Below are 20,521 nucleotides of genomic sequence, written 5' to 3'. Positions count from 1 at the left end.
CCGGGCGGAGCGCGCTATGAGCGTTGGAAAAGTCTACCTGGTCGGGGCGGGTCCCGGCGATCCGGAACTGCTGACCTTGAAGGCGGCGCGGATCATCAAGGAGGCGGAGGTTGTCGTCTACGATCGGCTGGTGCCCGACAGCATTCTCGCCACCATCGGGGACGGCGCGGCCCGGATCAATGTCGGCAAGCAGGCCAGCTTCCATCCGGTGCCGCAGGAAGAAATCAACGAAATGCTGGTGCGGCTCGGCCGGGCCGGCCGGACCGTGGTGCGGCTGAAGGGCGGCGACCCCTTCATTTTCGGTCGCGGCTCCGAGGAAGCAACCGAACTCGAGCGCGCCGGCATTCCCTATGAGGTCATCCCCGGCATCACCGCGGCGCAGGGCTGCGCCGCATCGCTGCGAGTTCCGCTGACCCATCGCGGACTTGCGACCGGCGTCCACTACGTCACCGGACATCGCAAGGCGAACGAGCCCCTGGATCTGGACTGGACGACGCTGGCGGATCCCGAAACCACGCTCGTCGTTTACATGGGGCTCGCCAACATCGAGGAAATCGCAGGGAACCTGATCGCCAACGGCTTGCCGCCGGACACCCCGGTCCTTGCGGTGTGTCAAGGTACGACCCCCGGGGAGCAGCGAGTATGCACTTGGCTCGCAGCACTTCCCGCGGCGGCCAAGGAGGCTGGCTTTGCGGGCCCCGTCCTGTTCATCATCGGTCGGGTCGCAGCGATCGCCATGCAGCGCAATGAGCACGACGATGCAACGGACTCCGGCGCGATCTCGGTTGTGGCCTAACGCGGCGTTGGCGCTGATCGCGACGATGGCGGCGGCCTCGGCCGCAGAGACGGCGCCCGATCCGGCCAGACTGGCGAACCTGGTGCGGCAGGACTGCGGTTCATGCCATGGGCTGACCTTGAAGGGCGGCCTAGGCAAGCCCCTGACCGTCGAGCAGCTCGGGCCCTGGGACCGCGACCAGCTCGTCCACATCATTCTCGATGGCATTCCGGGCACGCCGATGCCGCCATGGCGGCCGCTGCTCTCCGAGCTCGACGCCCGCTGGATCGCCGACCGGCTCAAGCAGGGAAATCTGCCATGATGTTCGCTGCGCGCATATTTGCTGCGCTGTTGTTGCTGGCGGTCCCGGCTACCGGGCTTGCCGAAGCACTGCGCGGCACCGGCAACCTCGGCCTCGTGATCGAGCGCGCGACAGGTTCGGTGCTGATCGTCGATACCAGCGCGCGCGAGACGCTCGGCCGCGTCCAGGGCGTCGGCGATCTCTCGCATGCCTCGGTCGTGTTCTCGCCGGATCAGCGTTACGGCTATGTGTTCGGACGCGACGGCGGGCTGACCAGGATCGACCTGCTGACGGCGAAGATCGCCGGGCGCGTGGTCCAGGCCGGCAATTCGATCGGCGGCGCCATTTCCGACGACGGCGAGTTGATTGCGGTCTCCAACTACGAGCCGGGCGGGGTGCGGGTGTTCGACGCCAGGACGCTGGCGCAGGTTGCGGATATTCCCGCCACCGGCGCCGACGGCAAGGCCTCGAAGACGGTCGGCCTCGTCGATCTGCCGGGGCGTCGTTTCGCCTTTGCGCTCTACAACGCCGGCGAAATCTGGATTGCTGACCTTTCAAAGGTTGAGACGCCGGCGATCACCCGGCTGACCGGGGTCGGCAAGCTGCCCTATGACGGCAACGTCACGCCGGACGGCCGGCATTATCTGGCCGGCCTGTTCGGCGAGGACGGCGTCGTGCATGTCGACATGTGGCAATCGCCGCTGAGGGCCGAGCGCATCCTCGACCGCTACGGCCATGGCGAGGAGCCGTTGCCGGTCTACAAGATGCCGCATCTCGAAGGCTGGGCGGCGATCGGCGACCGGCTGTTGCTGCCCGCGGTCGGCCGCCATGAACTGATCGCGGTGGACACCCGCAGCTTCGCCGAGGCCGGCCGTGTCGCCACGCATGGCCAGCCGGTGTTTGCGGTGGCGCGTCCCGATGGCCGCCATGTCTGGGTCAATTTCGCCCATCCGCTCAACGACACCATCGACATCGTCGATACCCTGACGCTGAAGGTGATCCACCGCTTCGCGCCGGGACCGGCGGTGCTGCACATGGAATTCACCCCGCGCGGCAACGAGGTATGGGTCTCGCTGCGCGACGCCGACCGCGTCGACGTCTACGACGCCGCGACCTTCGCCAGGAAGGGACAGATCTCCGCGCAGAAACCATCCGGCATTTTCTTCACCGCACGTGCAACGAGGATTGGACAATGAGCCCGAACCCAGCCGAACTGACACTGGTCGACCGCTGGCAGCACAATTTCCCGCTGGTCGACAAACCCTTCGAGGTCGTCGGCCGCTCCGCGGCGCTCAATGGACGCGAAACCATTCGCGTCTTTCGCCGCCTGCACGAGATCGGGGTGATCTCGCGCATCGGCGCGGTGGTGCGGCCGAACACCGTCGGCGCCAGCACGCTGGCGGCGCTGCAGGTTCCGCCCGAGCGGCTGGAGGAGGTGGCGGCGATCGTCAGCCGCGAGCCGCTGGTCACCCATAATTATGAGCGCACTCACGCGCTCAATCTGTGGTTCGTGATTGCCGGCGCCGATGCCAGGGCGATCGCCGCGACCATCGAGAGCATCAAACGGCAGACCGGGCTTAAGGCGATCGACCTGCCGATGCTCAGCGCCTACCATCTCGGTCTCGGCTTTCCGCTTCGCGCCGCGCGCGCCGCAAAGCGCGAGCCGGCCGGTCCGCGCGGCGACTATCGTCCCGATCCGCGCGACCGCAGCATCCTGGCGGCGATCGAGGACGGCCTGCCGCTGGTCGAGCAGCCTTACCGGGCGGTGGCCGAGCAACTCGATCTCGACCAGGACGAAATCATCGACCGGCTCGATCATCTCACCAGCGCCGGCATCGTGACCCGTTTCGGCTGCGTCGTGCGGCATGACAAGTTCGGCTACAACTCCAACGCCATGGCGGTGTGGGACGTGCCGGACGACATGGTCGATTCGGTCGCGGAGAGTTTCACCCGAAATCCGAACGTCACGCTGTGCTACCGCCGGCCGCGCCATCTGCCGCTGTGGCCCTACAACATCTTCTGCATGATCCACGCGCGGGCGCGCCAGGACGCTTACGCCGTCATCGACGAGATCAATCTGCTGGCCGATACCGGCTTGAACAGGCAGGCGGTGCTGTTCTCGACGCGCTGCTTCAAGCAGCGCGGTGCGGTGTTCTCGGAAGCCAGAGGGTTGAACTGATGCCGGTCATCGATCCCACATCAAGAGCCATCATCAACGGCCTGCAGGGCGGGTTTCCGCTGACGCCGCGGCCGTTTCGCGACGCCGGCTTAGAGCTCGGACTGAGCGAGGGCGAACTCATCGAAGGCGTCCGCGATCTCGTCGGGGCGGGGCGGTTGAGCCGCTTCGGCCCGCTGTGGAACGCGGAACTGCTCGGCGGCGATGTTTGTCTTGCGGCCATCGCGGTGCCGCCGGAGCGGTTCGACGAGGTGGCGGAGCAGGTCAATGCCCATCCCGAAATTGCGCACAATTACGAGCGTACCCATGCGCTCAACATGTGGTTCGTCGTCTCGGCGGAAGACCCGCGCCGCATCGCAGAGGTGATCGCGGAAATTGAAGCGGAAACCGGGCTTGGCGTGCACGCCATGCCGAAGATGCACGAGTTCTTCGTCGGTTTCCGGGTGGAGGTATGAAGATGCTCGACGCCGTCGATCGCAGGATCGTTGCCGCTACCCAGGCCGGGCTTCCACTGGTATGCGAGCCCTATCGGGCGATCGCCGAAAAACTCGGCCTCGAGGAGGCCGACATCATCGCCCGCCTGAAGCGGCTGCTCGGCGAGGGCGCCATCCGCCGGATCGGCGCGATCCCTAACCACTACGCGCTCGGCTTCACCGCCAACGGCATGTCGGTGTGGGACGTCGCCGACGATGCCGTTGCCGGGATCGGCGCCAAGATCGGCGCGCTCGACGAGGTCACGCATTGCTATGAGCGGCCGCGGCATCTGCCGCTGTGGCCCTACAATCTCTTCGCCATGGTGCACGGCCATACCCGCGACGAGGTCAGGGCCAAGGTCGAGCGCATTGCGCGATTGATCGGTCCCGCCGCCCGCGCACATGACGTCCTGTTTTCCACCCGGATTTTGAAGAAGACCGGCTTGCGCATCGCTGCGTGAAGCCCCAGGGAGCGGCGCAAATGTTTCGCCTCAGCCATTATCTGCACGAATTGCGCGAGCCGACGCCGCTCGGCCCGGCGCGGCAGCCGCCGGGACCGGTGGTGATCTGGAATCTGATCCGGCGCTGCAACCTGACCTGCAAGCACTGCTACTCGATTTCGGGCGATGTCGATTTCCCCGGCGAACTGTCGACGCCGGAGGTGTTCTCCGTGATGGACGACCTCAGGGCGTTTCGCGTGCCGGTGCTGATCCTGTCCGGCGGCGAACCCCTGATGCGGCGCGACATCTTCGAGATCTCCGAGCGCGCCAAGGCCATGAAGTTCTATGTCGGGCTTTCCAGCAACGGCACGCTGGTCGATGCTGCGCTCGCCGACCGCATCCGCGATGTCGGCTACGACTATGTCGGGATTTCGCTCGACGGCATCGGCGACACCCATGACCGCTTCCGCCGCAAGATCGGCGCCTATGACGAAGCGCTGGGCGGGTTGCGGCTCTTGCGCGACCGCGGCATCAAGGTCGGCGTGCGCTTCACCATGACGGAAGACAACGCCGCCGAACTGCCTGACATGCTCGATCTGGTCGAGCGCGAGGGATTTCACAAATTCTATCTGTCGCATCTGGTGTATGCCGGACGCGGCAACAAGAACCGCGGCGATGACGCGGTGTGGCAGACCACGCGCGACACCATGGACATGGTGATCGACCGCGCCTGGCGCTGGGCGCAAAGCGGCAGCGACATGGAAATCGTTACCGGCAACAACGACGCCGATGCGGTCTATCTCTTGCGTTGGGCGGAGCGCACCATGCCGCACGCCGTGGAGGGCTTGCGCACGCGGCTCAGGCAGTGGGGCGGCAACTCGTCCGGCGTCAACGTCGCCAATATCGATAATCTCGGCAATGTGCATCCGGATACGATGTGGTGGCACTACACCCTCGGCAACGTCAAGGCGCGGCCGTTCTCGGCGATCTGGACCGACCTGTCCGATCCGATCATGGCCGGATTGAAGCGGAAGCCGCGCGTGATCGGCGGACGCTGCGGCCAGTGCGCGTTCTTCGACGTCTGCAACGGCAACACCAGGGTGCGGGCGATGCGCATCACCGGCGATCCCTGGGCCGAAGATCCCGGCTGCTACCTGACCGATACCGAGATCGGCCTCGCTGCGCCGGTCGAGCGCGTCACGGTCAGCGCCTACCGCGGAGCACGCCATGAAGCGCCGCTTTCGCTCTGAGCTCGCCGGCGTGCTGCTGGCTGTCATCGGCCTGACCGTCCCGGCCGTGGCGGAGCCGGACGCCGCAAAACTGTTCGCCGGCCACTGCGCGGCGTGTCATGGCGCGGACCGGCTCGGCGGGCAGGGGCCCGCGCTGCTGCCGGAAAATCTCGGGCGCCTGATGGGACCGCGGGCGGCTGCTGTCATCGCCGATGGCCGGACCGCGACGCAAATGCCGGGCTTCAGCGCGACACTCGACAAGGACGCGATCGCGGCACTGGCGGCCTTCATTGCGACGCCGCTGCCGAAGATGCCTGCGTGGGGAGCTGTGGAGATTGCCGCGAGCCGCGTCATCCACGCCACCGCACCCGCGCTCGACCGCCCGCGCTTTGCTGCCGATCCGCTGAACCTGTTCGTCGTGGTCGAAACCGGCGACCACCACGCCACCATCCTAGACGGCGATCGCTTCGAGCCGCTGGCGCGGTTTCCGACCCGCTTTGCGTTGCATGGCGGCCCGAAGTTCACGCCCGATGGCCGCTATGTCTTCTTCATGTCGCGCGACGGCTGGGTCAGCAAATACGATCTCTGGACCCTGACCATGCTGTCCGAGGTGCGCGCCGGCATCAATTCGCGCAACATCGCGATTTCGCGCGACGGCAAGCATATCGCCGTCGCCAATTACCTGCCGTATACGCTCGTGATGCTGTCCACCGCGGACCTGTCGGTCGAGAAGATTTTCGAAGCCAGGGACAAGAAGGGAAATTCGTCGCGGGTATCGGCGGTGTACCAGGCGCCGCCGCGCGACAGCTTCATCGCGGCGCTGAAGGACGTGCCCGAAATCTGGGAGATCGCCACCGATCCGAATGCCCCGCCGGTCTATCCGGGGCTGGTGCATTCGCACGAGAAGGGCATGGTCGAGGCCTTGCAGTCGTCGCAGGGGCTGTTCGCGCTGCGCCGGATTGAAATCCCCGAACCGCTCGACGACTTCTTCTTCGATCCGCCCTACCGCAATCTGGTCGGCTCGGCCCGGGAGGGCAAGGCGATCGTCGTCAATCTCACCGTCGGCCGCGACATCAAGCAGCTTACCTTGCCCGGCCTGCCGCACCTCGGCTCCGGAATTTCCTGGACCTGGAACGGGCGGCCTGTGATGGCGACCCCGCATCTGAAGGAAGGCAAGATCAGCGTGCTGGACATGCAGGACTGGTCGCTGATCAAGGCGATCGAAACACCGGGGCCGGGCTTTTTCATGCGTAGCCACGAAAATTCGCCCTATGCCTGGACCGATGCCATGATGGGGCCGAAGAAGGATACGATGTCGATCATCGACAAGCGCAGCCTCGAGATCATCCGCACCGTGACTCCCGCGCCGAACAAAACCGCCGCCCATGTCGAGTTCGACAGGTACGGGCGTCACGCGCTGGTATCGATCTGGGAGAACGACGGCGCCTTGGTGATCTACGACGCCGCTAGCTTCGCCGAGATCAAGCGCATTCCGATGTCGCGGCCGTCAGGTAAGTATAATGTATGGAACAAGATCAATTTCTCCGACGGGACCAGTCATTGAGCGCGGATGACGAAACCGCTCGCGTTGCATTGCTGATCGCGGCCCATGGCGAACGAAGCGAGGGAGCGACCAACGACGGCGTCAAGGACATCGCGCAGGCCGTTTCCGCCCAAGGGCTCGTTGCGGAAGTCGGCGTCGGCTTCATCAACGGCACGCCTGATATCGGCGAGGCGTTCGCCGCGCTGACCGCGCCCAGGGTGATCGTCTATCCGTTGTTCGCCTCGAGCGGCTACTTTACCCGCGACCGGCTGGTGCAATTGCTCGACGAGGCCAACAGCGAGAGCCGCAATGTCGAGGTGCTGCCGCCGCTCGGCCTCGATTCCGGCCTGCCGGATCTGGTGCTGGGTCGCGCCAGCGAAGTCGCGCGCGAGAACAGCTTTGCGCCGGAAACCACCAGCGTCATCCTGCTCGCCCATGGCTCGCGGCGTAATTCGGCCTCGCGCGAAGCCACCGAACAGGTGGTGCGCGCGATCGAAGGTCGTGCAGCGTTCCGCAGCGTCGGCATCGCCTTGCTGGAGGAACGGCCGTTCCTGGAGCAGGCGATGGCGCGGGTGCAGGGACCTGCCGTCGTGGTCGGCATGTTTTCCGGCGAGGGCATGCACGGCGCCAGCGACGCGCCGAGGCTGATCGCGGAACTGAACCGCAATGACGTGGTCTATGCCGGCGTGATCGGCAACGTTTCGGGAATCGAAAATCTCGTCGCCCGGGCGGTTGCCGAGGCGCTGCGCCGGACGCCCATCGCAACTGCGGAATGGCGCCATGCCGCCGGGCGTGATTGACACGAACAAGATCAACGCTACGCTGTGTCCAACCTCCAGGCAGCAATTTTCACCGCAGGGAAATCGGTTGGCTGGGCTAACAAGAAACAGGGCAGGGTGGAACGCGATGAACCGCGGCATCGGGATTTGAGCGGGCTCGCGCGGCCTTCCGCGCTCGCACCCTTCCGCATCAGGAACTACCGTTTTCAATGGCCCGCCGATCTGCTCACCTCGTGGGCGTTCGAGATGGAGACGCTGATTCTCGGCTGGTACGTGCTGGTCGAGACCGGATCGGTGCTGCTCTTGACGGTGTTTGCTTCGCTCAATTTCGTCGGCACGCTGATTGCGCCGATGTTCGGCGTGGTCGGCGACCGCATCGGCCACCGCGACCTGCTCGCCATGATGCGCGCGACCTATGCGGTGCTGGCGGCCACGCTGATGGCGCTGGCGCTATCAGGCCATCTCAGTCCGCTCTATGTCCTCATCATCGTCGCGGTCATGGGCCTGGTCCGGCCGTCGGACCTCGGCGTGCGCGGCGCGCTGGTCGCCACCATCATGCCGCACGATCAGTTGATCGGCGCGATCAGCATTTCCAGGACCACGATGGACACCGCGAAGTTCGCGGGCGCGCTGAGCGGCGCCGGATTGTTCGCGGCCCTCGGCATGGGGCCCGCCTATGTCGCGATCGTGACTCTTTATATCGCCTCGACCCTGCTGACCCTCTGCGTGGTGGCGCCTTCGAAGCCGCATCCGGTCGGTGAAGCGGCTGATGGCGCGCTGCCGCGCTCGCCCCTGCGCGACCTCAAGGAGGGCGTCGCCTATGTCTGGACCACGCCGCGGATGCGCGCGGTGATCTGGGTCGCGTTCCTCGCCAATCTCACCGCCTATCCGCTGTCGAACGGACTGCTGCCCTATGTCGCGCGAGATATCTACGGCACCGACCAGACCGGGCTTGGCTATATGGCGGCGAGCTTCGCGCTCGGCTCGCTGGTCGGGTCCATTGCATTGAGCCTGATCGGCGGCATCCGGGTGGCGCGGCTGATGATCGGCGCCACCATGGCGTGGTACGCGACCCTGCTGGTTTTTGCGCAAATGCAGACCATCCATGCCGCGATTGCGTGTCTGGCGCTGGCCGGCTTCATGCAGAGCCTTGCCATGATCTCGGTCGCCGTGATCCTGATGCGCACCGCGAGCGAGCACTTCCGCGGCCGGGTGATGGGCGTGCGCATGCTGGCGATCTACAGCCTGCCGCTGGGCCTTCTGGCCGCCGGCAGCCTGATCGGCGATATCGGATTTGCCGCGACCGCCTCGCTCTACGCCGCCGCCGGCATCGCGCTGATGCTGGCGATCGTGCTGCACTGGCGCGCCGATCTGTGGCACCTGCACGCGCCGGCGAATGCGAAGTGAGCGCCAAACCGGAGCCCGACTGAAATGACCCTACGCCTGCGTGCCCTGCTCGGCGATCATCCCGGCACCTTGGCGCTGAAGGATGGATCGCTCAGGTCCGATCTCATTGCATTCGATTTCGCGGAGTATTCGCCCGTCAACAAAGGCTTCAAGCCGATGGTGCGCGAGCAGGCCTTCGATGTCTCGGAGATGGCCATCGTCACCTGGCTGATGGCGAAGAGCTTCGGCAAGCCGATGGTGCTGCTGCCGCACGTGGTGGTGGCGCGGTTTCAATATGCGCATGCGGTGTACCGGGCCGGTCTCGGCAACCTGAAGCCGCGCGATCTCGAGGGCAGGCGCGTCGGCATCCGCTCCTTCACCACCACGACAGGGGCGTGGCTGCGCGGCATCCTCGCCAATGAATACGGCGTCAACCTCGATGCTATCAACTGGGTGACGTTCGAGGGCGCGCATGTTGCCGAATACGTCGACACCACCGAGCGCGCGCCCGCGGGCAAGCAGATCATCCAGATGCTGCTCGACGGCGAGCTCGACGCCGTGCTCGGCGAGAAGGTGGATGGGCCCGGGCTGAAACCGCTGTTTCCGGACGTCGCCGCGGAAGAAAAATCCTGGTTCGCCAAGTACGGCGTGCTGCCGATCAACCACATGGTGGTGGTCAGCCAAGACCTCGTCGACCATCATCCCGACGTGGTGCGGGAAGTGTTCCGCCTGCTGCGCGAAAGCGCCGCGCGCGCACCGGCAGCCTCGGTGCCGCGGTTCAGCGATGACGAGATGCGCCGCTCGCTGGAGATGATTATTCGCTACGCCGCGCAGCAGCGGTTGATTCCCCGCGCCTTTGCGGTGGACGAGTTGTTCGACGATCTGACGCGGACGCTCCGGGCCATGGGCTGACTACCCGACGGGCAAATCAGTTCGTTGGCTGTTCACCCGGCTGTCCAGCCCACGTTGCAAAAATATTCCGCTTCGCGATTTGGTAGAAACACCCTTATTGATTCCGTCATCCCGTCCCACTCAGAGGGGCGTCGGCCATCGTTACCAACGTTGGGGCGGGATGCGGTGGACGCGGCAGCTTCAGGCGGGCAGGTGGTTGCAGGGTGGGCTCTCAGGGGCCTGTGAGCGACCGGACGGCGCGCTGACGACGGCGCTGCTTCGTACGGTGAAGTCGTGTGGGCCTGACAGCCTCTGGGTTGGCGTCAAGTCCCGCGGAGGCGAAGCCGGCCCAACCGGGCGTCGGGCCAGCCGTCAATCCGCGGGGCGACGGTGACAAGCAAATCCTGATCGCCGGGGCGGGCACGTTATAAGCCGTAAAGCCATTGCGCAGGGAAGGCCGGAGTGTCTCCGCTGAACCTGTATGCTCGTGTGCGCATATTTTTGCATTTTTGCACGCGAGACCGCGGGTGCAGCGCGCACCCGGTCTTCCCTGCGCCCTCTGAATTCTATGGGGGCCGAACGATCTGCAAAGCTTCGGGCGCATCGCGCCGCGGGGACGCGAAGCTGCGTTTGATGATCTCTTTGATGACCTCACCGGGCTGGCGGGTTATGGTGCGGATGAGCTATCATACACCCTCTGATAGAGGGGGAGGAGATGGCAAGCGATCTCGATAACGCGGAGCGGCCAAAGGACGAAGCCGGCGGCGCCGATCGCGCCAGCTATTCCAGCGTGGTCTACTTTCATGGCATGGGCAGCCAGCGCCGCTATGAGGAGACCAGTCGGCTGATCGATTGTCTCGATCGATACCTGGTCGGCCAGCATCGCGCCGGCAATTCGCTCGGGATGCTGCGAAACATCAGGGTGCGCGTCGAGCCGCTTCGGTCCGCCCAGGCATCCAGCGACATCGTCGGCTATATCCGCACGGTCTTCGCAACGGGGCCGCAGGTTCGAGAGGCGATTTCGGTACGGTTCTACGAAGTCTATTGGGCCCCGATCATGGCCGGCAACAAGTCGCCGTGGGGCGTGACGAAGTGGCTGTTCAAGCAGCCGTTGCGGCCGTGGCGCACGCTGCGGTCGCCGTGGCGGGAGCGGCAACGCCTGCGGCGGGCCAGCCTTGCCGCCCTGTTCGAGCGCAAGCACGCGCAGCCCCCCGTGGAGATCGAAGAGCGCGACTACGCGCGCCTGATCAGCCTCTATGACGATTTCGAAGGCCTCGAGGCGCAGCGCCATTTCCCCGAGGGCAGCTTCGACGAGTTTCTTTCCTTCATCGCCGAGGAGGCGAAGTCGAAGCCGGACACCGCCAGGCGGCTCGAGGCGCTGGCGCGGGCCTGGTACGCGGCCTACCGCTCCGAGGAGCTGCGCAATGCCGCCATCCTCGCGATCATGGCCCTGGCGCTGGTACTGCTGGCCGGGGCGACGTTGTTCGGGGTCCTGATCGTGCTGCAGTCGATGCTGGCGTTCCGACCGCTCGCCGACGTTCTGACACAGCTGGGTGCGCCGCTGAAGGCCGACTGGAAGACCGTGGTTGCCATCGCCGCTTCACTGGCGGGGCTGGTCGGGATCGGCAGGTTCCTTACCGATTACCTCGGCGACGTCGAGGCCTGGGCCACCTATGAGGAAACCGATATCAAGCACATGGCCCGCAACAAGGTGCTGGACCAGAGCCTCGAGCTCCTGGCCCACGTGCTCGGCGATCCCGCCTGCGAGCGGGTCACCGTCGTCGCCCACAGCCTCGGAACCAGCGTCGCCCACGACGCGCTGCTGGCGCTGACCCGGCGCAACCGCGCCTTCAAGCCCGAAGACCCGATCGCCGGTCCGGTGCCGATGAACAAGATCGAGCACTTCGTGACCATGGGCAGCCCGATCGACAAGATCGAGTATTTCTTCGAGAGCTATTCGTCGCCCTCGCATCGATACAAGCGGGTGGTCGAGGCGCTTCGCGGCGATATCGGCGCGCCGCCCTTCACGCGCAACCGGCATCCCTACATCCACTGGATCAACTTCTGGGATCAGGGCGATGCGATCAGCGGCGCGTTGCATTCGCCGGCCGGCGCGGTCGATTTCAATCAGCGCGTCGACAATGTTCACGTCGCCAACTTCGGATTTCCGGATCCCGGCGCTTCGCACGGCGGCTATTTCAACAATCGAACCGTCATCGACGCGTTGTTTCGCATCATCTATCGCCGCGACGGCTCTTTCCGCACCCTGACGCAGCCCGATCCCGGCGGGCCCTACGATTACGAGAGTGTCTATCAGGGCCCCGGCGAGCCGCTCGGCACCCGGTCAGTCTATGCACTGCTGGCGTTTGCGACGCCGTTGCTGGTCGTGGTCGGATTGGCCGCGTGGCTGTTCAATCTGCGCATGCCCGGTTACGGCGCCTGGGGACTCGCCGCATTGGCCGTGACGGCCCTGGCGGGCGGATATATTGCGAGCAGGCTCAAGGGGCAAAGAAACGCGATCTGAACGGATCGGAGCCGGAGAGGGGATATGTGGGTCGGTATTGAGAACGGTGGCTGGGGAACTAGGATTCGAACCTAGACAAACAGAGTCAGAGTCTGTTGTGCTACCGTTACACCATTCCCCAATATTTTCAAATACTTATGAGACGATCTTACAGTTCCAGCGACGGATCAGGCAGAACCGGCCGAAGAGTTGCGTCCTTCTACCCGCTAGGTCCCGGCCTTGGCAAGCGCGCGGCGATGCGCTTGTTGCTGATGTGGGCGGCGCCGCGGCCATTCGGCGTGGCGGCAGGCCGCCGCAGCCAGGACAGTCGGTGCATGAGCCTCTATTTCGAAGAGCTGGATTTCCGCCCGACCCCGATGGGCGTGCTCAGCCTGCGCCGCCGCAGGCTGCCTTCCTCCGTTGTCGACATCTACGAAATCAAGCTCGGCGACGAGTACCTGATGTCGAGCCGGTTCACCGTGGCCGAGATTGAACTCGCGCGGCTGGGATTGGCCGCGCTCGATCGAACCGGCCTCGACGTCGTCGTCGGCGGCCTCGGGCTCGGCTACACCGCGCAGGCGGTGCTCGAGAACCAGGGCGTGCGATCGCTGCTGGTGGTCGACGCGCTCGCCGAGGTGATCGAGTGGCACGAGCAGGGGCTGCTGCCGCTCGGCAGGCAACTGACCGGCGATCCGCGCTGCCGTCTCGTCAACGGCGATTTCTTCGCGATGTCGCATTCGGCCGAGGGCTTCGACCCGGGTGCGCCGGGCCGCCGCTTCGATGCGGTGCTGGTGGACATCGATCACTCGCCGCGCAACCTGCTGCATCCGCGCCACGCCGCGCTGTACGAGCGGGAGGGGCTCGCGAAGCTCGCCGAGCATCTCAATCCCGGCGGCGTGTTCGCGCTGTGGTCGAACGATCCGCCGGAGGCCGCATTCAGCGCGGTGCTCGCCAGCGTCTTTGCCACGTCCGATGCGCATGTCGTGACCTTCGACAACTCGTTCGGCGATCACGACGCCAGCAACACCGTTTATGTCGGGGTCAAGGCCGATCCGCCCGCCTGACAGGCCAGCACGGCGGTTGAGCGCGCCGGCGGCTGACGCGGGAGGGCGGACTGTCTATTTGATCTTGTCGTAAGCCGCCGCGAAATCGGCAAGCGGCATCGGAATGGTAATGGTTTCCTTGGCGAGATTTTGAAACGACACTTTTAGCTGCTTGCCCGATTTGAGCGCGGCCAGCAGTTCGGGCGCGATGGAGGAGCCGGCGAAGCAGCCCCTGTTCTCGCAAGTCTGGATCTGCAGGTCGGTCACCTTGCCGTCATCGACCTGGACTTTGGCGCCGCCGGGCAGGTTGAGCCCGAGCGGCAGTTGTACCAGTGCGACCGGCGCCTTGGTGTTGGCGGGCACGCGGATGTTGACGAGCACGATCAATTGCCCGGTCTTGCTGAGAACTGCGGTCTGCTCCATCGCGCATTCGAGCGGCGCAGTGCGGCTGGCGCTGGTGCATCGAGCGGCCCAGCCGGCTGTGGGACTTGCCGCGGGTTCAGTCTGAGGCGCGGCCGGTGTTGCAGCTTGCGCCGCGGCTTTTGATTTGGAGGCTTGGGCGTGGCCGGTTGACCCGAAAGCCAGCATGGCGAGAAGGATAACAAACGTTGTGAAGATCTTCACTGAACTGGCTCCGTGAGCAATACCCACCGGATGTGCCGGTGGGCGCGCAAAGTCAAGTCGCCCGGCGGACTTCCTGGCAGATACCGCGGCCGGAATCCCGGCGGCGAGGCCCCGCATCGACCATTCTCGACGGCGCCAGCTGGGAACGTTCTAAATTGAATCATCTGGCACTCCGTTGTCACCACGCGGCATGTCGTTCATATGCACCATCGTCGTGATCGCTATCTCGCGAAGACGTAGCCACCCGGAGTGTATGATGGACGAATTGAACGGACGCATGATCGCCTGCCAGATCCTGATCACGGGGCTGATCGCGCGCGTCGCCAACAACTCGCCCGACCCGTTGCGGTTTCTCACCGATTTTCGCGATGAAATCAGAGCTGTCGTGAAGGGCGTCAACATTGCGGGCATGGACAACACCGATCGCGTGCGGCTGATCGCGCAGCAGACCGTCGACGAGCTGTTCTCGCTGATGAAGCCACCCAGCAGCGATTGAACGGTGCTGAGGGCGAAGGGAAGGAAAGGAAAGAAAAGAAAAGGAAAGAAAAGGAAAGGTCGGATTCATGGGCACTTCTCATCTACAGTTTAGAACGCTTCAAATATGATTTTAGAACGGCTTCAAACTCGCGTTTAGAATCATTTTGATCTGGATGTATTCAAACATCCAAGCGCCGTAATCGCGTTGACCCGAAATTTATCGCTCGATACCAACGCTTCATCGCTCGTTGCAAATGAACCGCATGAGCGAATTGAAATTCGGGGCAAAGGGACAAGTTGGAATGGGACAGGCAAGAGCACCGAGGTCGTTGCGTTCGATGGCAACGGTTCATTCGGTCAACGATACGTTCGACGGCAATTCGGGCAAGAAAGTCTCCGCCGTCGCCGGCCTGATCGCGGTTGCCTCGTTCTCGGGCGCCGAAGCGCAGCAATCGAATCTCCCGCCGGTGACGGTCGATGCCCCCGTCGCCCGCCCGCGGCCCGCAGCGTCGAAGCCGTCGCCGGATGCGCTGCGCGCCCGCACGGCGCTGCGGCGCGCCGCGCGCCGGTCGCAGCCGGCACAGGTCGCGGCGGTGCCGTTCCCCAATGCCGGCGGCCTCGCGCCCGATCGCAATCCCTACGCGGATGCGGCGGCGCCCTACAAGGTGGATCGCGTACAGGCGTCCGGCAAGTTTCCGGAGCCTCTGCTCAACACGCCAAAGACCATCACCGTGCTCAGCAAGGAAGTACTCCAGGACAAGAACATCACTTCGCTGCGCGAGGTTGGTCGCTCCACCGCCGGCGTGACGCTGGGGTCCGGGGAGGGCGGCAACGCGTTCGGTGACCGCTTCTTCATCCGCGGCTTCGACGTGCGCAACGACGTCTTCATCGACGGTATCCGCGATCCGGCGGTCAGCATCCGCGAGAATTTCTTCACCGAGCAGATCGAGATTCTGCGCGGACCGGCCTCGGCCTATGCCGGCCGCGGCACCGCCGGCGGCGCCATCAATATCGTCACCAAGCAGGCGGGTGATCGCAACTTCTACAACGCCGATAGCACGTTCGGCACCGACCGGACCAAGCGCGTCACGCTCGACGTCAACCAGGTGATCAGCCCGACGTTCTCGGTGCGCACCGGCGGCATGTTCCAGGATGCCAACGTCGCCGGTCGCAACTATGTGACCGACGATCGCTGGGGCGGTTTCATCTCGACCAAGTATACGCCGACCAACGATATCAAGATCACAGCGAACTACGTCCACACCGACCTCAGCGGCCTGCCGGACTTCGGCGTCCCTTACTACAAGCAGGGCAATGTGCCGGTCACCGAGGCCGGCATCCCGCGACAGAATTGGTACGGCTTTGTCAATCGCGACTTCCAGACCGCGCGGCAGGACTTCGGTACGCTGACGGGTGAGTACAAGGTTACCGATAGCATCACGCTGACCAGCCGGACCCGTGCAGAGCACTCGCTCCTGGCCTATATCGGGACGCTGCCGCAGTCGCCCGTGACGACAAATCCCGATCCGACGAAGTGGACGTTCACCGCGAGCGCGCAGAGCCGCAACCAGTGGGTCGACGTCCTGGCGAACCAGGAAGACGCCACGTTCAAGTTCAACACGGGGGCCGTCAAGCACACGGCCGTGGTCGGGCTCGAGGTCTCCAACGAACGTGTTGGGATCGGCCGCTACACCGGGCTTTCGTCGGAGGTGTTCGGTGCCGGCGCATTCACCAGCAACGGCGCCTTGCCGGGTCAGTCGATCTATGCGCCAAGCTACACGTTCATTCCGTTCACCACCGTCCCGACGCTGGGCAGCGATCCGACCCGCTACAATGTCGACAGCAAGGCCTTCTACGTACTCGATACCGCGAATTGGGAAGACAGGATCATCCTGAACGGCGGCGTGCGTTATGACGGCTACGACCTGCGATCGTCGACCAGCGCGAAATCGAGCACGGTCAACTCGGATTTCATCAATTACAACGGCGGCATCGTCTTTAAGCCGGTGCCGATCGGAAGCCTCTATGCCGCCTACGCGACCTCGACCAATCCATTCGGTTCCGAACTCGACGGCACCGCGGGGGATTACGGCGGAGCTGTCCCGGGAGGCGTCGTCCTTGGGCCTGAGCGCAACAAGGCCGCCGAGGTCGGCACCAAGTGGGAGCTGTTCGATCGTCACCTGCTGGTGACGGGCGCCCTATTCCAGACCGACAAGGCCAATGCGCGTGAAACCGTCAATGGTGTTCTGCAGTCGGGAGCAGCCTACCGGGTCGAGGGTATCGATCTCGAGGTCAGCGGCAGCATCACCGACCGCTGGAGCGTCTTCGGCGGCTTTGTACTGATGAGGTCGAAGGTCACGCAAAGTGCGCTCGCTTCCAACATCGGGCTGCAGATGGCCAACATCGCCCATGAGTCCTTCAGCCTCTTGACCAAATACAAGTTCGACGGCGACTGGGAACTCGGCGGGCAGGCGGTCTACCGCTCGAAGATCTATGGCGGCACCTTCGGCGCCAATACCGGCACCGAGCTGCCGAGCTACTGGCGCTTCGATGCTTTCGTCGAGAAGAAGATCGACAAGAACTGGACCGTGAAGCTCTACGCGCAGAACCTGACCAACAAGCTCTACTACGACACGCTCTACCGCAGTGCGACGCCGTTCGTCGCGGTCGCGCCGGGGCGGGCGTTCTACCTCGTCACCTCGGCGAAGTTCTGAACGTGCTGATCTGTGTCCCCGAGGTCTTGAGCAAGGACGACGTGGCGGAGTTCCGCCGCATCATGGACGCGTCCGCCTGGGAAGACGGCCGTTCCACCGCGGGCGCGCAATCGGCGATGGTCAAACGCAACGAGCAGCTGCCGCCGGACAGCGAGGTAGCGCGCAGACTCGGCAACCAGATCGTTTCCGCGCTGACGGCCAACCCGCGGTTCATCTCGGCGGCGATCCCGTTGCAGATCTTTCCGCCACTGTTCAATCGTTACGGCGCCGCCGAGGGGCATCATTTCGGCATCCATGTCGACAATGCGGTGCGCGGCGATCATCTGACAGGGGTGCGGATCCGGACCGATCTGTCGGTGACGCTGTTTCTGTCCGAACCGGAGGAATATGACGGCGGCGAACTGGTGGTAGAGGACCTCTACGGTTCCCACGAGGTCAAGCTGCCGGCCGGCGATCTCGTGCTTTATCCCGCCTCCAGCCTGCACATGGTCACCCCGGTGACGCGGGGCAGGCGGGTTGCGTCTTTTTTCTGGCTGCAGAGCATGATACGAGATGCCCACGCCCGCAGCCTGATCTTCGATCTCGACACGGCGATTCAGGCCCTGGTGGAGCGGCTTGGGCGAGATGACCCCGAAACGGTCAAATTGACCGGTATTTATCACAACCTGATCCGCCGCTGGGCCGAAGTATGAAGATGTCACCGTTCCGAACCGCATTTGCCGTGATACTTGCGTTGTCGCTGCCGTCGCCATTGTTGGCGCAGCAGAAGGCGGCGCCTTCCGCTCAGCCGGCTCCCGCGCTTTCGCAAGCGCCGGCGGCGCCGGTGCAGGCGCCAGCGGCGGCCGACGCCACCGCGACTTCCGCCGAGGGCAGATCGCTGAGATCGACGCCCGCGGTGCCGCGCGAGCTGTCGCCGTGGTCGATGTTCCAGTCGGCGGATGTGCTGGTCAAGGCCGTGATGATCGGGCTCGCCTTTGCCTCGCTGGTGACCTGGACCATCTTTATCGCGAAAATGGTGGAGCTCTCCGTCGTGCAGCGGCGCTTGCGCGCGGCACTGGGCAAGATCGGAGAGGCGCGGTCGCTGGCGGAAGCGCAGTTTGCGCTCGGCGCCAAGGACAGCGTGTTGTCGTCGCTGCTCGCGGCCGCGATGCGCGAGGCGCGGTTGTCGGCGGGAATTTCCAGCGACGCCGGCATCAAGGAGCGGGCCGCCTCGAGCTTCGCCGAGATCGTGCGCGCCGAAGCGCGCCGGATCAGGCTCGGCATGGGACTGCTCGCGACCATCGGCGCGACCTCGCCCTTTGTCGGGCTGTTCGGCACGGTGTGGGGCATCATGAACAGCTTCATCGGCATCTCGAAATCGCAGACCACCAATCTCGCCGTGGTCGCGCCCGGTATCGCCGAAGCGCTGCTGGCCACTGCGCTCGGCCTGGTCGCCGCGATTCCCGCCGTGATCATCTACAATCATTTCGCGCGCGTGACCAAAGGCTACCTCGAACTGGTCGGCCGGGCGTCTGGCGCTGCCGGCCGGTTGCTGTCGCGCGATCTCGACCGCACCCATGTCGGTGGCGCGCATGCGCGCGCGGCGGAGTAGGCGATGGGCGCCTCGGTCGCAGAACATGACGTCGACGACGACAGCGATTTCGCGGAATCGCACGAGATCAACGTCACGCCGTTCATCGACGTCATCCTGGTTCTCCTGATCATCTTCATGGTGGCAGCGCCGCTGTCGACCGTCGACCTGCCGATCGATTTGCCGTCGTCGACCGCAACCCCGCAGAAGAAGCCGGACAAGCCGACCTATGTCAGCATCAAGCCCGATCTCGCGGTGGCGATCGGCGAAACCCTGGTCAGGCGGGTCGATCTGGTGCATTCGCTCGATGCGATGGCGGATGCCAGCAAGGAGCGCTTCATCTTCCTGCGCGCCGACCGTGCGGTGCCCTATGGCGAGCTGATGGACGTGCTGGAAATCCTGCGCGCCGGCGGATACTCGAAGATCAAGCTGGTGGCGCTGGAAGGCGTTCCCGCCAACGCCATTCCGCCTTCAGCTTCCGACAACCCGAAACCCTGAGCCGGGGACGACGTCGCGATGTCCGGCCTCGAAATCGAACCAAGACCATCCCGCCGGCTCTGGATCCTGGCCGCGATCGGCGCGCTCGTGCTTCATCTCGGCTGCGGCGCGCTGGCGATCGCGCACCTGCAGGAAGCGGAAGCCGAAAATGAACTCGGCGCCAATGCGATCGAGGTCGGCCTCGAATTCGCGTCGTTGCGCCGGGAGGCCACCGACCTGCCGCCAGGGCCGGATACCGACGCGTCGGTCGCTTCGCCGGCGCTGGCCGACCAGAAGGCCGAGCTCAAGGAGAGCGAGCTGCCGAAGGACACGCCGACCGAGACCGACGATCCCGATCGCGTGGTGGCGCCGAACGAGTCGAACAGGCCCAAGGAAGAAGATCCGAAGATCGCCGCGGTGCAGACCTCGGCCTCGACCGAGTCGGTGGCCGCCGAGGCGACTGCGACGCCCAGCTCCGAAGCGATCCCGGAAGGACCGCGCTCGGTCGCGCCCGCGATCGGCAGCGGCGAGACTGCCCGCCGGGTGCGCGCGACCTGGCAGAAAGAGCTGGTGGCGCATCTCGACAAGCACAAGCGTTATCCGGCGGAGCGTCCGCAGAAGAGTGCCGAGATACTGGTCAGCTTCGCGCTCGATCGCATGGGCCACGTGCTCTCGGCCAGCATCGTCAAGGGATCGGGCGATGCGGCGTTCGACGAGGCCGCGCTCGCGATGGTGAAGCGTTCCGATCCCGTCCCGCAGCCCCCGCCGCTGGTCGCCGACGAGGGTTTGAATTTTACGCTGCCGGTGATCTTTCGCGTCAAGGGAAAGAGCTGAGGCGAAGACGGGCAGGGCACATCGACGGCCACACCGCATGCGCCGGACAGTCGACGCACTGCGGCTCTCCAGGCTGATGTCGGGTATCAGTCATGGGCGGAAGCGGCGTTATTTGAACTAATATTTTCGCAGTTGCCTCCAGCGCGGACATTCGCCTGTCCTTTCGATGTCCGAAATTGGCAATGAACTCCACTCATTTCTGGGAAGACGCGTGATCGGGTTGCGCTAGATCAACGCGCAACGGGAAATCCGGGAGGAAAGTATTAAACAAATGTTGCGTGCCGTG

Annotated in this window: 20 protein-coding genes and 1 tRNA gene; 19 read left to right on the top strand and 2 right to left on the bottom strand. The window is 64.7% G+C overall.

Going from position 1 to position 20,521, the window contains the following annotated elements:
- The first annotated feature begins 16 nt into the window (after positions 1 to 16).
- The 12 genes from cobA to KMZ29_RS17375 all read left to right on the top strand — a co-directional run bounded on the left by cobA (position 17) and on the right by KMZ29_RS17375 (position 12,517).
- Positions 17 to 796: a uroporphyrinogen-III C-methyltransferase gene (gene cobA, locus KMZ29_RS17430; RefSeq protein ID WP_215620384.1), complete on the top strand. Its 780-nt coding sequence runs from the start codon at positions 17 to 19 to the stop codon at positions 794 to 796.
- Positions 786 to 1,097 (top strand): c-type cytochrome, encoded by a 312-nt coding sequence (locus tag KMZ29_RS17425; protein WP_249779720.1) that lies wholly within the window; start codon positions 786 to 788, stop codon positions 1,095 to 1,097. The genes cobA and KMZ29_RS17425 overlap by 11 nt, the downstream gene beginning before the upstream one ends.
- A complete protein-coding gene (locus tag KMZ29_RS17420) occupies positions 1,094 to 2,272 on the top strand; it encodes a cytochrome D1 domain-containing protein (protein WP_215620382.1) in 1,179 nt (392 codons plus the stop codon). The genes KMZ29_RS17425 and KMZ29_RS17420 overlap by 4 nt, the downstream gene beginning before the upstream one ends.
- Positions 2,269 to 3,255, top strand: coding sequence for a siroheme decarboxylase subunit beta (ahbB, locus tag KMZ29_RS17415; RefSeq protein WP_215620381.1), 987 nt, complete (start codon positions 2,269 to 2,271; stop codon positions 3,253 to 3,255). Before KMZ29_RS17420 ends, ahbB (KMZ29_RS17415) begins: the two co-directional genes overlap by 4 nt.
- A complete protein-coding gene (locus KMZ29_RS17410; protein WP_215620380.1) occupies positions 3,255 to 3,707 on the top strand; it encodes an Lrp/AsnC family transcriptional regulator in 453 nt (150 codons plus the stop codon). The genes ahbB (KMZ29_RS17415) and KMZ29_RS17410 overlap by 1 nt, the downstream gene beginning before the upstream one ends.
- 2 nt (positions 3,708 to 3,709) lie before the next feature.
- Positions 3,710 to 4,186 carry a siroheme decarboxylase subunit beta gene (gene ahbB / locus KMZ29_RS17405; protein ID WP_215620379.1) on the top strand — a complete coding sequence of 159 codons (477 nt, stop codon included), beginning with the start codon at positions 3,710 to 3,712 and terminating at the stop codon, positions 4,184 to 4,186.
- Positions 4,187 to 4,206: 20 nt separating this feature from the next.
- Complete coding sequence (gene nirJ, locus KMZ29_RS17400; protein WP_215620378.1) at positions 4,207 to 5,415, top strand: heme d1 biosynthesis radical SAM protein NirJ; 1,209 nt, start codon at positions 4,207 to 4,209, stop codon at positions 5,413 to 5,415.
- A complete protein-coding gene (locus KMZ29_RS17395; protein ID WP_215620377.1) occupies positions 5,393 to 6,958 on the top strand; it encodes a cytochrome D1 domain-containing protein in 1,566 nt (521 codons plus the stop codon). The genes nirJ and KMZ29_RS17395 overlap by 23 nt, the downstream gene beginning before the upstream one ends.
- Positions 6,955 to 7,737, top strand: coding sequence for a CbiX/SirB N-terminal domain-containing protein (locus KMZ29_RS17390; RefSeq protein ID WP_215620376.1), 783 nt, complete (start codon positions 6,955 to 6,957; stop codon positions 7,735 to 7,737). The genes KMZ29_RS17395 and KMZ29_RS17390 overlap by 4 nt, the downstream gene beginning before the upstream one ends.
- A 126-nt stretch (positions 7,738 to 7,863) precedes the next feature.
- Positions 7,864 to 9,123: an MFS transporter gene (locus tag KMZ29_RS17385; protein ID WP_215624319.1), complete on the top strand. Its 1,260-nt coding sequence runs from the start codon at positions 7,864 to 7,866 to the stop codon at positions 9,121 to 9,123.
- A 24-nt stretch (positions 9,124 to 9,147) separates the two neighbouring features.
- Complete coding sequence (locus KMZ29_RS17380; protein ID WP_215620375.1) at positions 9,148 to 10,014, top strand: substrate-binding domain-containing protein; 867 nt, start codon at positions 9,148 to 9,150, stop codon at positions 10,012 to 10,014.
- A 694-nt stretch (positions 10,015 to 10,708) separates the two neighbouring features.
- A complete protein-coding gene (locus tag KMZ29_RS17375; protein WP_215620374.1) occupies positions 10,709 to 12,517 on the top strand; it encodes a hypothetical protein in 1,809 nt (602 codons plus the stop codon).
- A 47-nt stretch (positions 12,518 to 12,564) separates the two neighbouring features.
- On the opposite strand, the gene KMZ29_RS17370 is transcribed toward KMZ29_RS17375, so the two are convergent.
- Positions 12,565 to 12,638 (bottom strand) — tRNA-Gln (locus tag KMZ29_RS17370).
- Between the two features lie 193 nt (positions 12,639 to 12,831).
- Between KMZ29_RS17370 and KMZ29_RS17365 the strand changes: the two genes are divergently transcribed.
- Entirely contained in the window at positions 12,832 to 13,560 is a 729-nt protein-coding gene (locus tag KMZ29_RS17365) for a spermine/spermidine synthase domain-containing protein (protein WP_215620373.1), read from the top strand.
- Between the two features lie 54 nt (positions 13,561 to 13,614).
- Here KMZ29_RS17365 and KMZ29_RS17360 read toward each other — a convergent pair whose 3' ends face one another.
- Positions 13,615 to 14,127: an invasion associated locus B family protein gene (locus KMZ29_RS17360; protein ID WP_215624318.1), complete on the bottom strand. Its 513-nt coding sequence runs from the start codon at positions 14,125 to 14,127 to the stop codon at positions 13,615 to 13,617.
- Between the two features lie 292 nt (positions 14,128 to 14,419).
- Between KMZ29_RS17360 and KMZ29_RS17355 the strand changes: the two genes are divergently transcribed.
- From KMZ29_RS17355 to KMZ29_RS17330, 6 genes are all read left to right on the top strand, one after another.
- Positions 14,420 to 14,659 carry a hypothetical protein gene (locus tag KMZ29_RS17355; RefSeq protein WP_215620372.1) on the top strand — a complete coding sequence of 80 codons (240 nt, stop codon included), beginning with the start codon at positions 14,420 to 14,422 and terminating at the stop codon, positions 14,657 to 14,659.
- 283 nt (positions 14,660 to 14,942) lie between these two features.
- Entirely contained in the window at positions 14,943 to 17,354 is a 2,412-nt protein-coding gene (locus KMZ29_RS17350) for a TonB-dependent receptor (RefSeq protein WP_215620371.1), read from the top strand.
- 2 nt (positions 17,355 to 17,356) lie between these two features.
- Positions 17,357 to 18,046 (top strand): Fe2+-dependent dioxygenase, encoded by a 690-nt coding sequence (locus KMZ29_RS17345; RefSeq protein WP_215620370.1) that lies wholly within the window; start codon positions 17,357 to 17,359, stop codon positions 18,044 to 18,046.
- Positions 18,043 to 18,945 (top strand): tonB-system energizer ExbB, encoded by a 903-nt coding sequence (exbB, locus tag KMZ29_RS17340; RefSeq protein WP_215620369.1) that lies wholly within the window; start codon positions 18,043 to 18,045, stop codon positions 18,943 to 18,945. The genes KMZ29_RS17345 and exbB overlap by 4 nt, the downstream gene beginning before the upstream one ends.
- Positions 18,946 to 18,948: 3 nt before the next feature.
- Complete coding sequence (exbD, locus tag KMZ29_RS17335; protein ID WP_215620368.1) at positions 18,949 to 19,422, top strand: TonB system transport protein ExbD; 474 nt, start codon at positions 18,949 to 18,951, stop codon at positions 19,420 to 19,422.
- Between the two features lie 18 nt (positions 19,423 to 19,440).
- Entirely contained in the window at positions 19,441 to 20,235 is a 795-nt protein-coding gene (locus KMZ29_RS17330) for an energy transducer TonB family protein (protein ID WP_215620367.1), read from the top strand.
- Positions 20,236 to 20,521: the final 286 nt, after the last annotated feature.

Source organism: Bradyrhizobium sediminis (assembly GCF_018736085.1).
In the GTDB taxonomy this organism is placed as follows: Bacteria; Pseudomonadota; Alphaproteobacteria; order Rhizobiales; family Xanthobacteraceae; genus Bradyrhizobium; species Bradyrhizobium sediminis.
Note: the sequence above shows the minus strand (reverse complement) of the source record. Positions and strands in the feature narration are given on the sequence as shown.

Excerpts from the sequence above, each read along its gene's own strand:
- KMZ29_RS17395 (WP_215620377.1), top strand. The coding sequence starts at position 5,393 with ATGAAGCGCCGCTTTCGCTCTGAGCTCGCCGGCGTGCTGCTGGCTGTC.
- nirJ (WP_215620378.1), top strand. The coding sequence starts at position 4,207 with ATGTTTCGCCTCAGCCATTATCTGCACGAATTGCGCGAGCCGACGCCG.
- KMZ29_RS17375 (WP_215620374.1), top strand. The coding sequence starts at position 10,709 with ATGGCAAGCGATCTCGATAACGCGGAGCGGCCAAAGGACGAAGCCGGC.
- KMZ29_RS17380 (WP_215620375.1), top strand. The coding sequence starts at position 9,148 with ATGACCCTACGCCTGCGTGCCCTGCTCGGCGATCATCCCGGCACCTTG.
- ahbB (WP_215620379.1), top strand. The coding sequence starts at position 3,710 with ATGCTCGACGCCGTCGATCGCAGGATCGTTGCCGCTACCCAGGCCGGG.
- KMZ29_RS17350 (WP_215620371.1), top strand. The coding sequence starts at position 14,943 with ATGGGACAGGCAAGAGCACCGAGGTCGTTGCGTTCGATGGCAACGGTT.
- KMZ29_RS17420 (WP_215620382.1), top strand. The coding sequence starts at position 1,094 with ATGATGTTCGCTGCGCGCATATTTGCTGCGCTGTTGTTGCTGGCGGTC.
- KMZ29_RS17410 (WP_215620380.1), top strand. The coding sequence starts at position 3,255 with ATGCCGGTCATCGATCCCACATCAAGAGCCATCATCAACGGCCTGCAG.
- ahbB (WP_215620381.1), top strand. The coding sequence starts at position 2,269 with ATGAGCCCGAACCCAGCCGAACTGACACTGGTCGACCGCTGGCAGCAC.
- KMZ29_RS17355 (WP_215620372.1), top strand. The coding sequence starts at position 14,420 with ATGGACGAATTGAACGGACGCATGATCGCCTGCCAGATCCTGATCACG.
- exbD (WP_215620368.1), top strand. The coding sequence starts at position 18,949 with ATGGGCGCCTCGGTCGCAGAACATGACGTCGACGACGACAGCGATTTC.
- KMZ29_RS17360 (WP_215624318.1), bottom strand. The coding sequence starts at position 14,127 with ATGCTGGCTTTCGGGTCAACCGGCCACGCCCAAGCCTCCAAATCAAAA.
- KMZ29_RS17365 (WP_215620373.1), top strand. The coding sequence starts at position 12,832 with ATGAGCCTCTATTTCGAAGAGCTGGATTTCCGCCCGACCCCGATGGGC.
- exbB (WP_215620369.1), top strand. The coding sequence starts at position 18,043 with ATGAAGATGTCACCGTTCCGAACCGCATTTGCCGTGATACTTGCGTTG.
- KMZ29_RS17330 (WP_215620367.1), top strand. The coding sequence starts at position 19,441 with ATGTCCGGCCTCGAAATCGAACCAAGACCATCCCGCCGGCTCTGGATC.
- cobA (WP_215620384.1), top strand. The coding sequence starts at position 17 with ATGAGCGTTGGAAAAGTCTACCTGGTCGGGGCGGGTCCCGGCGATCCG.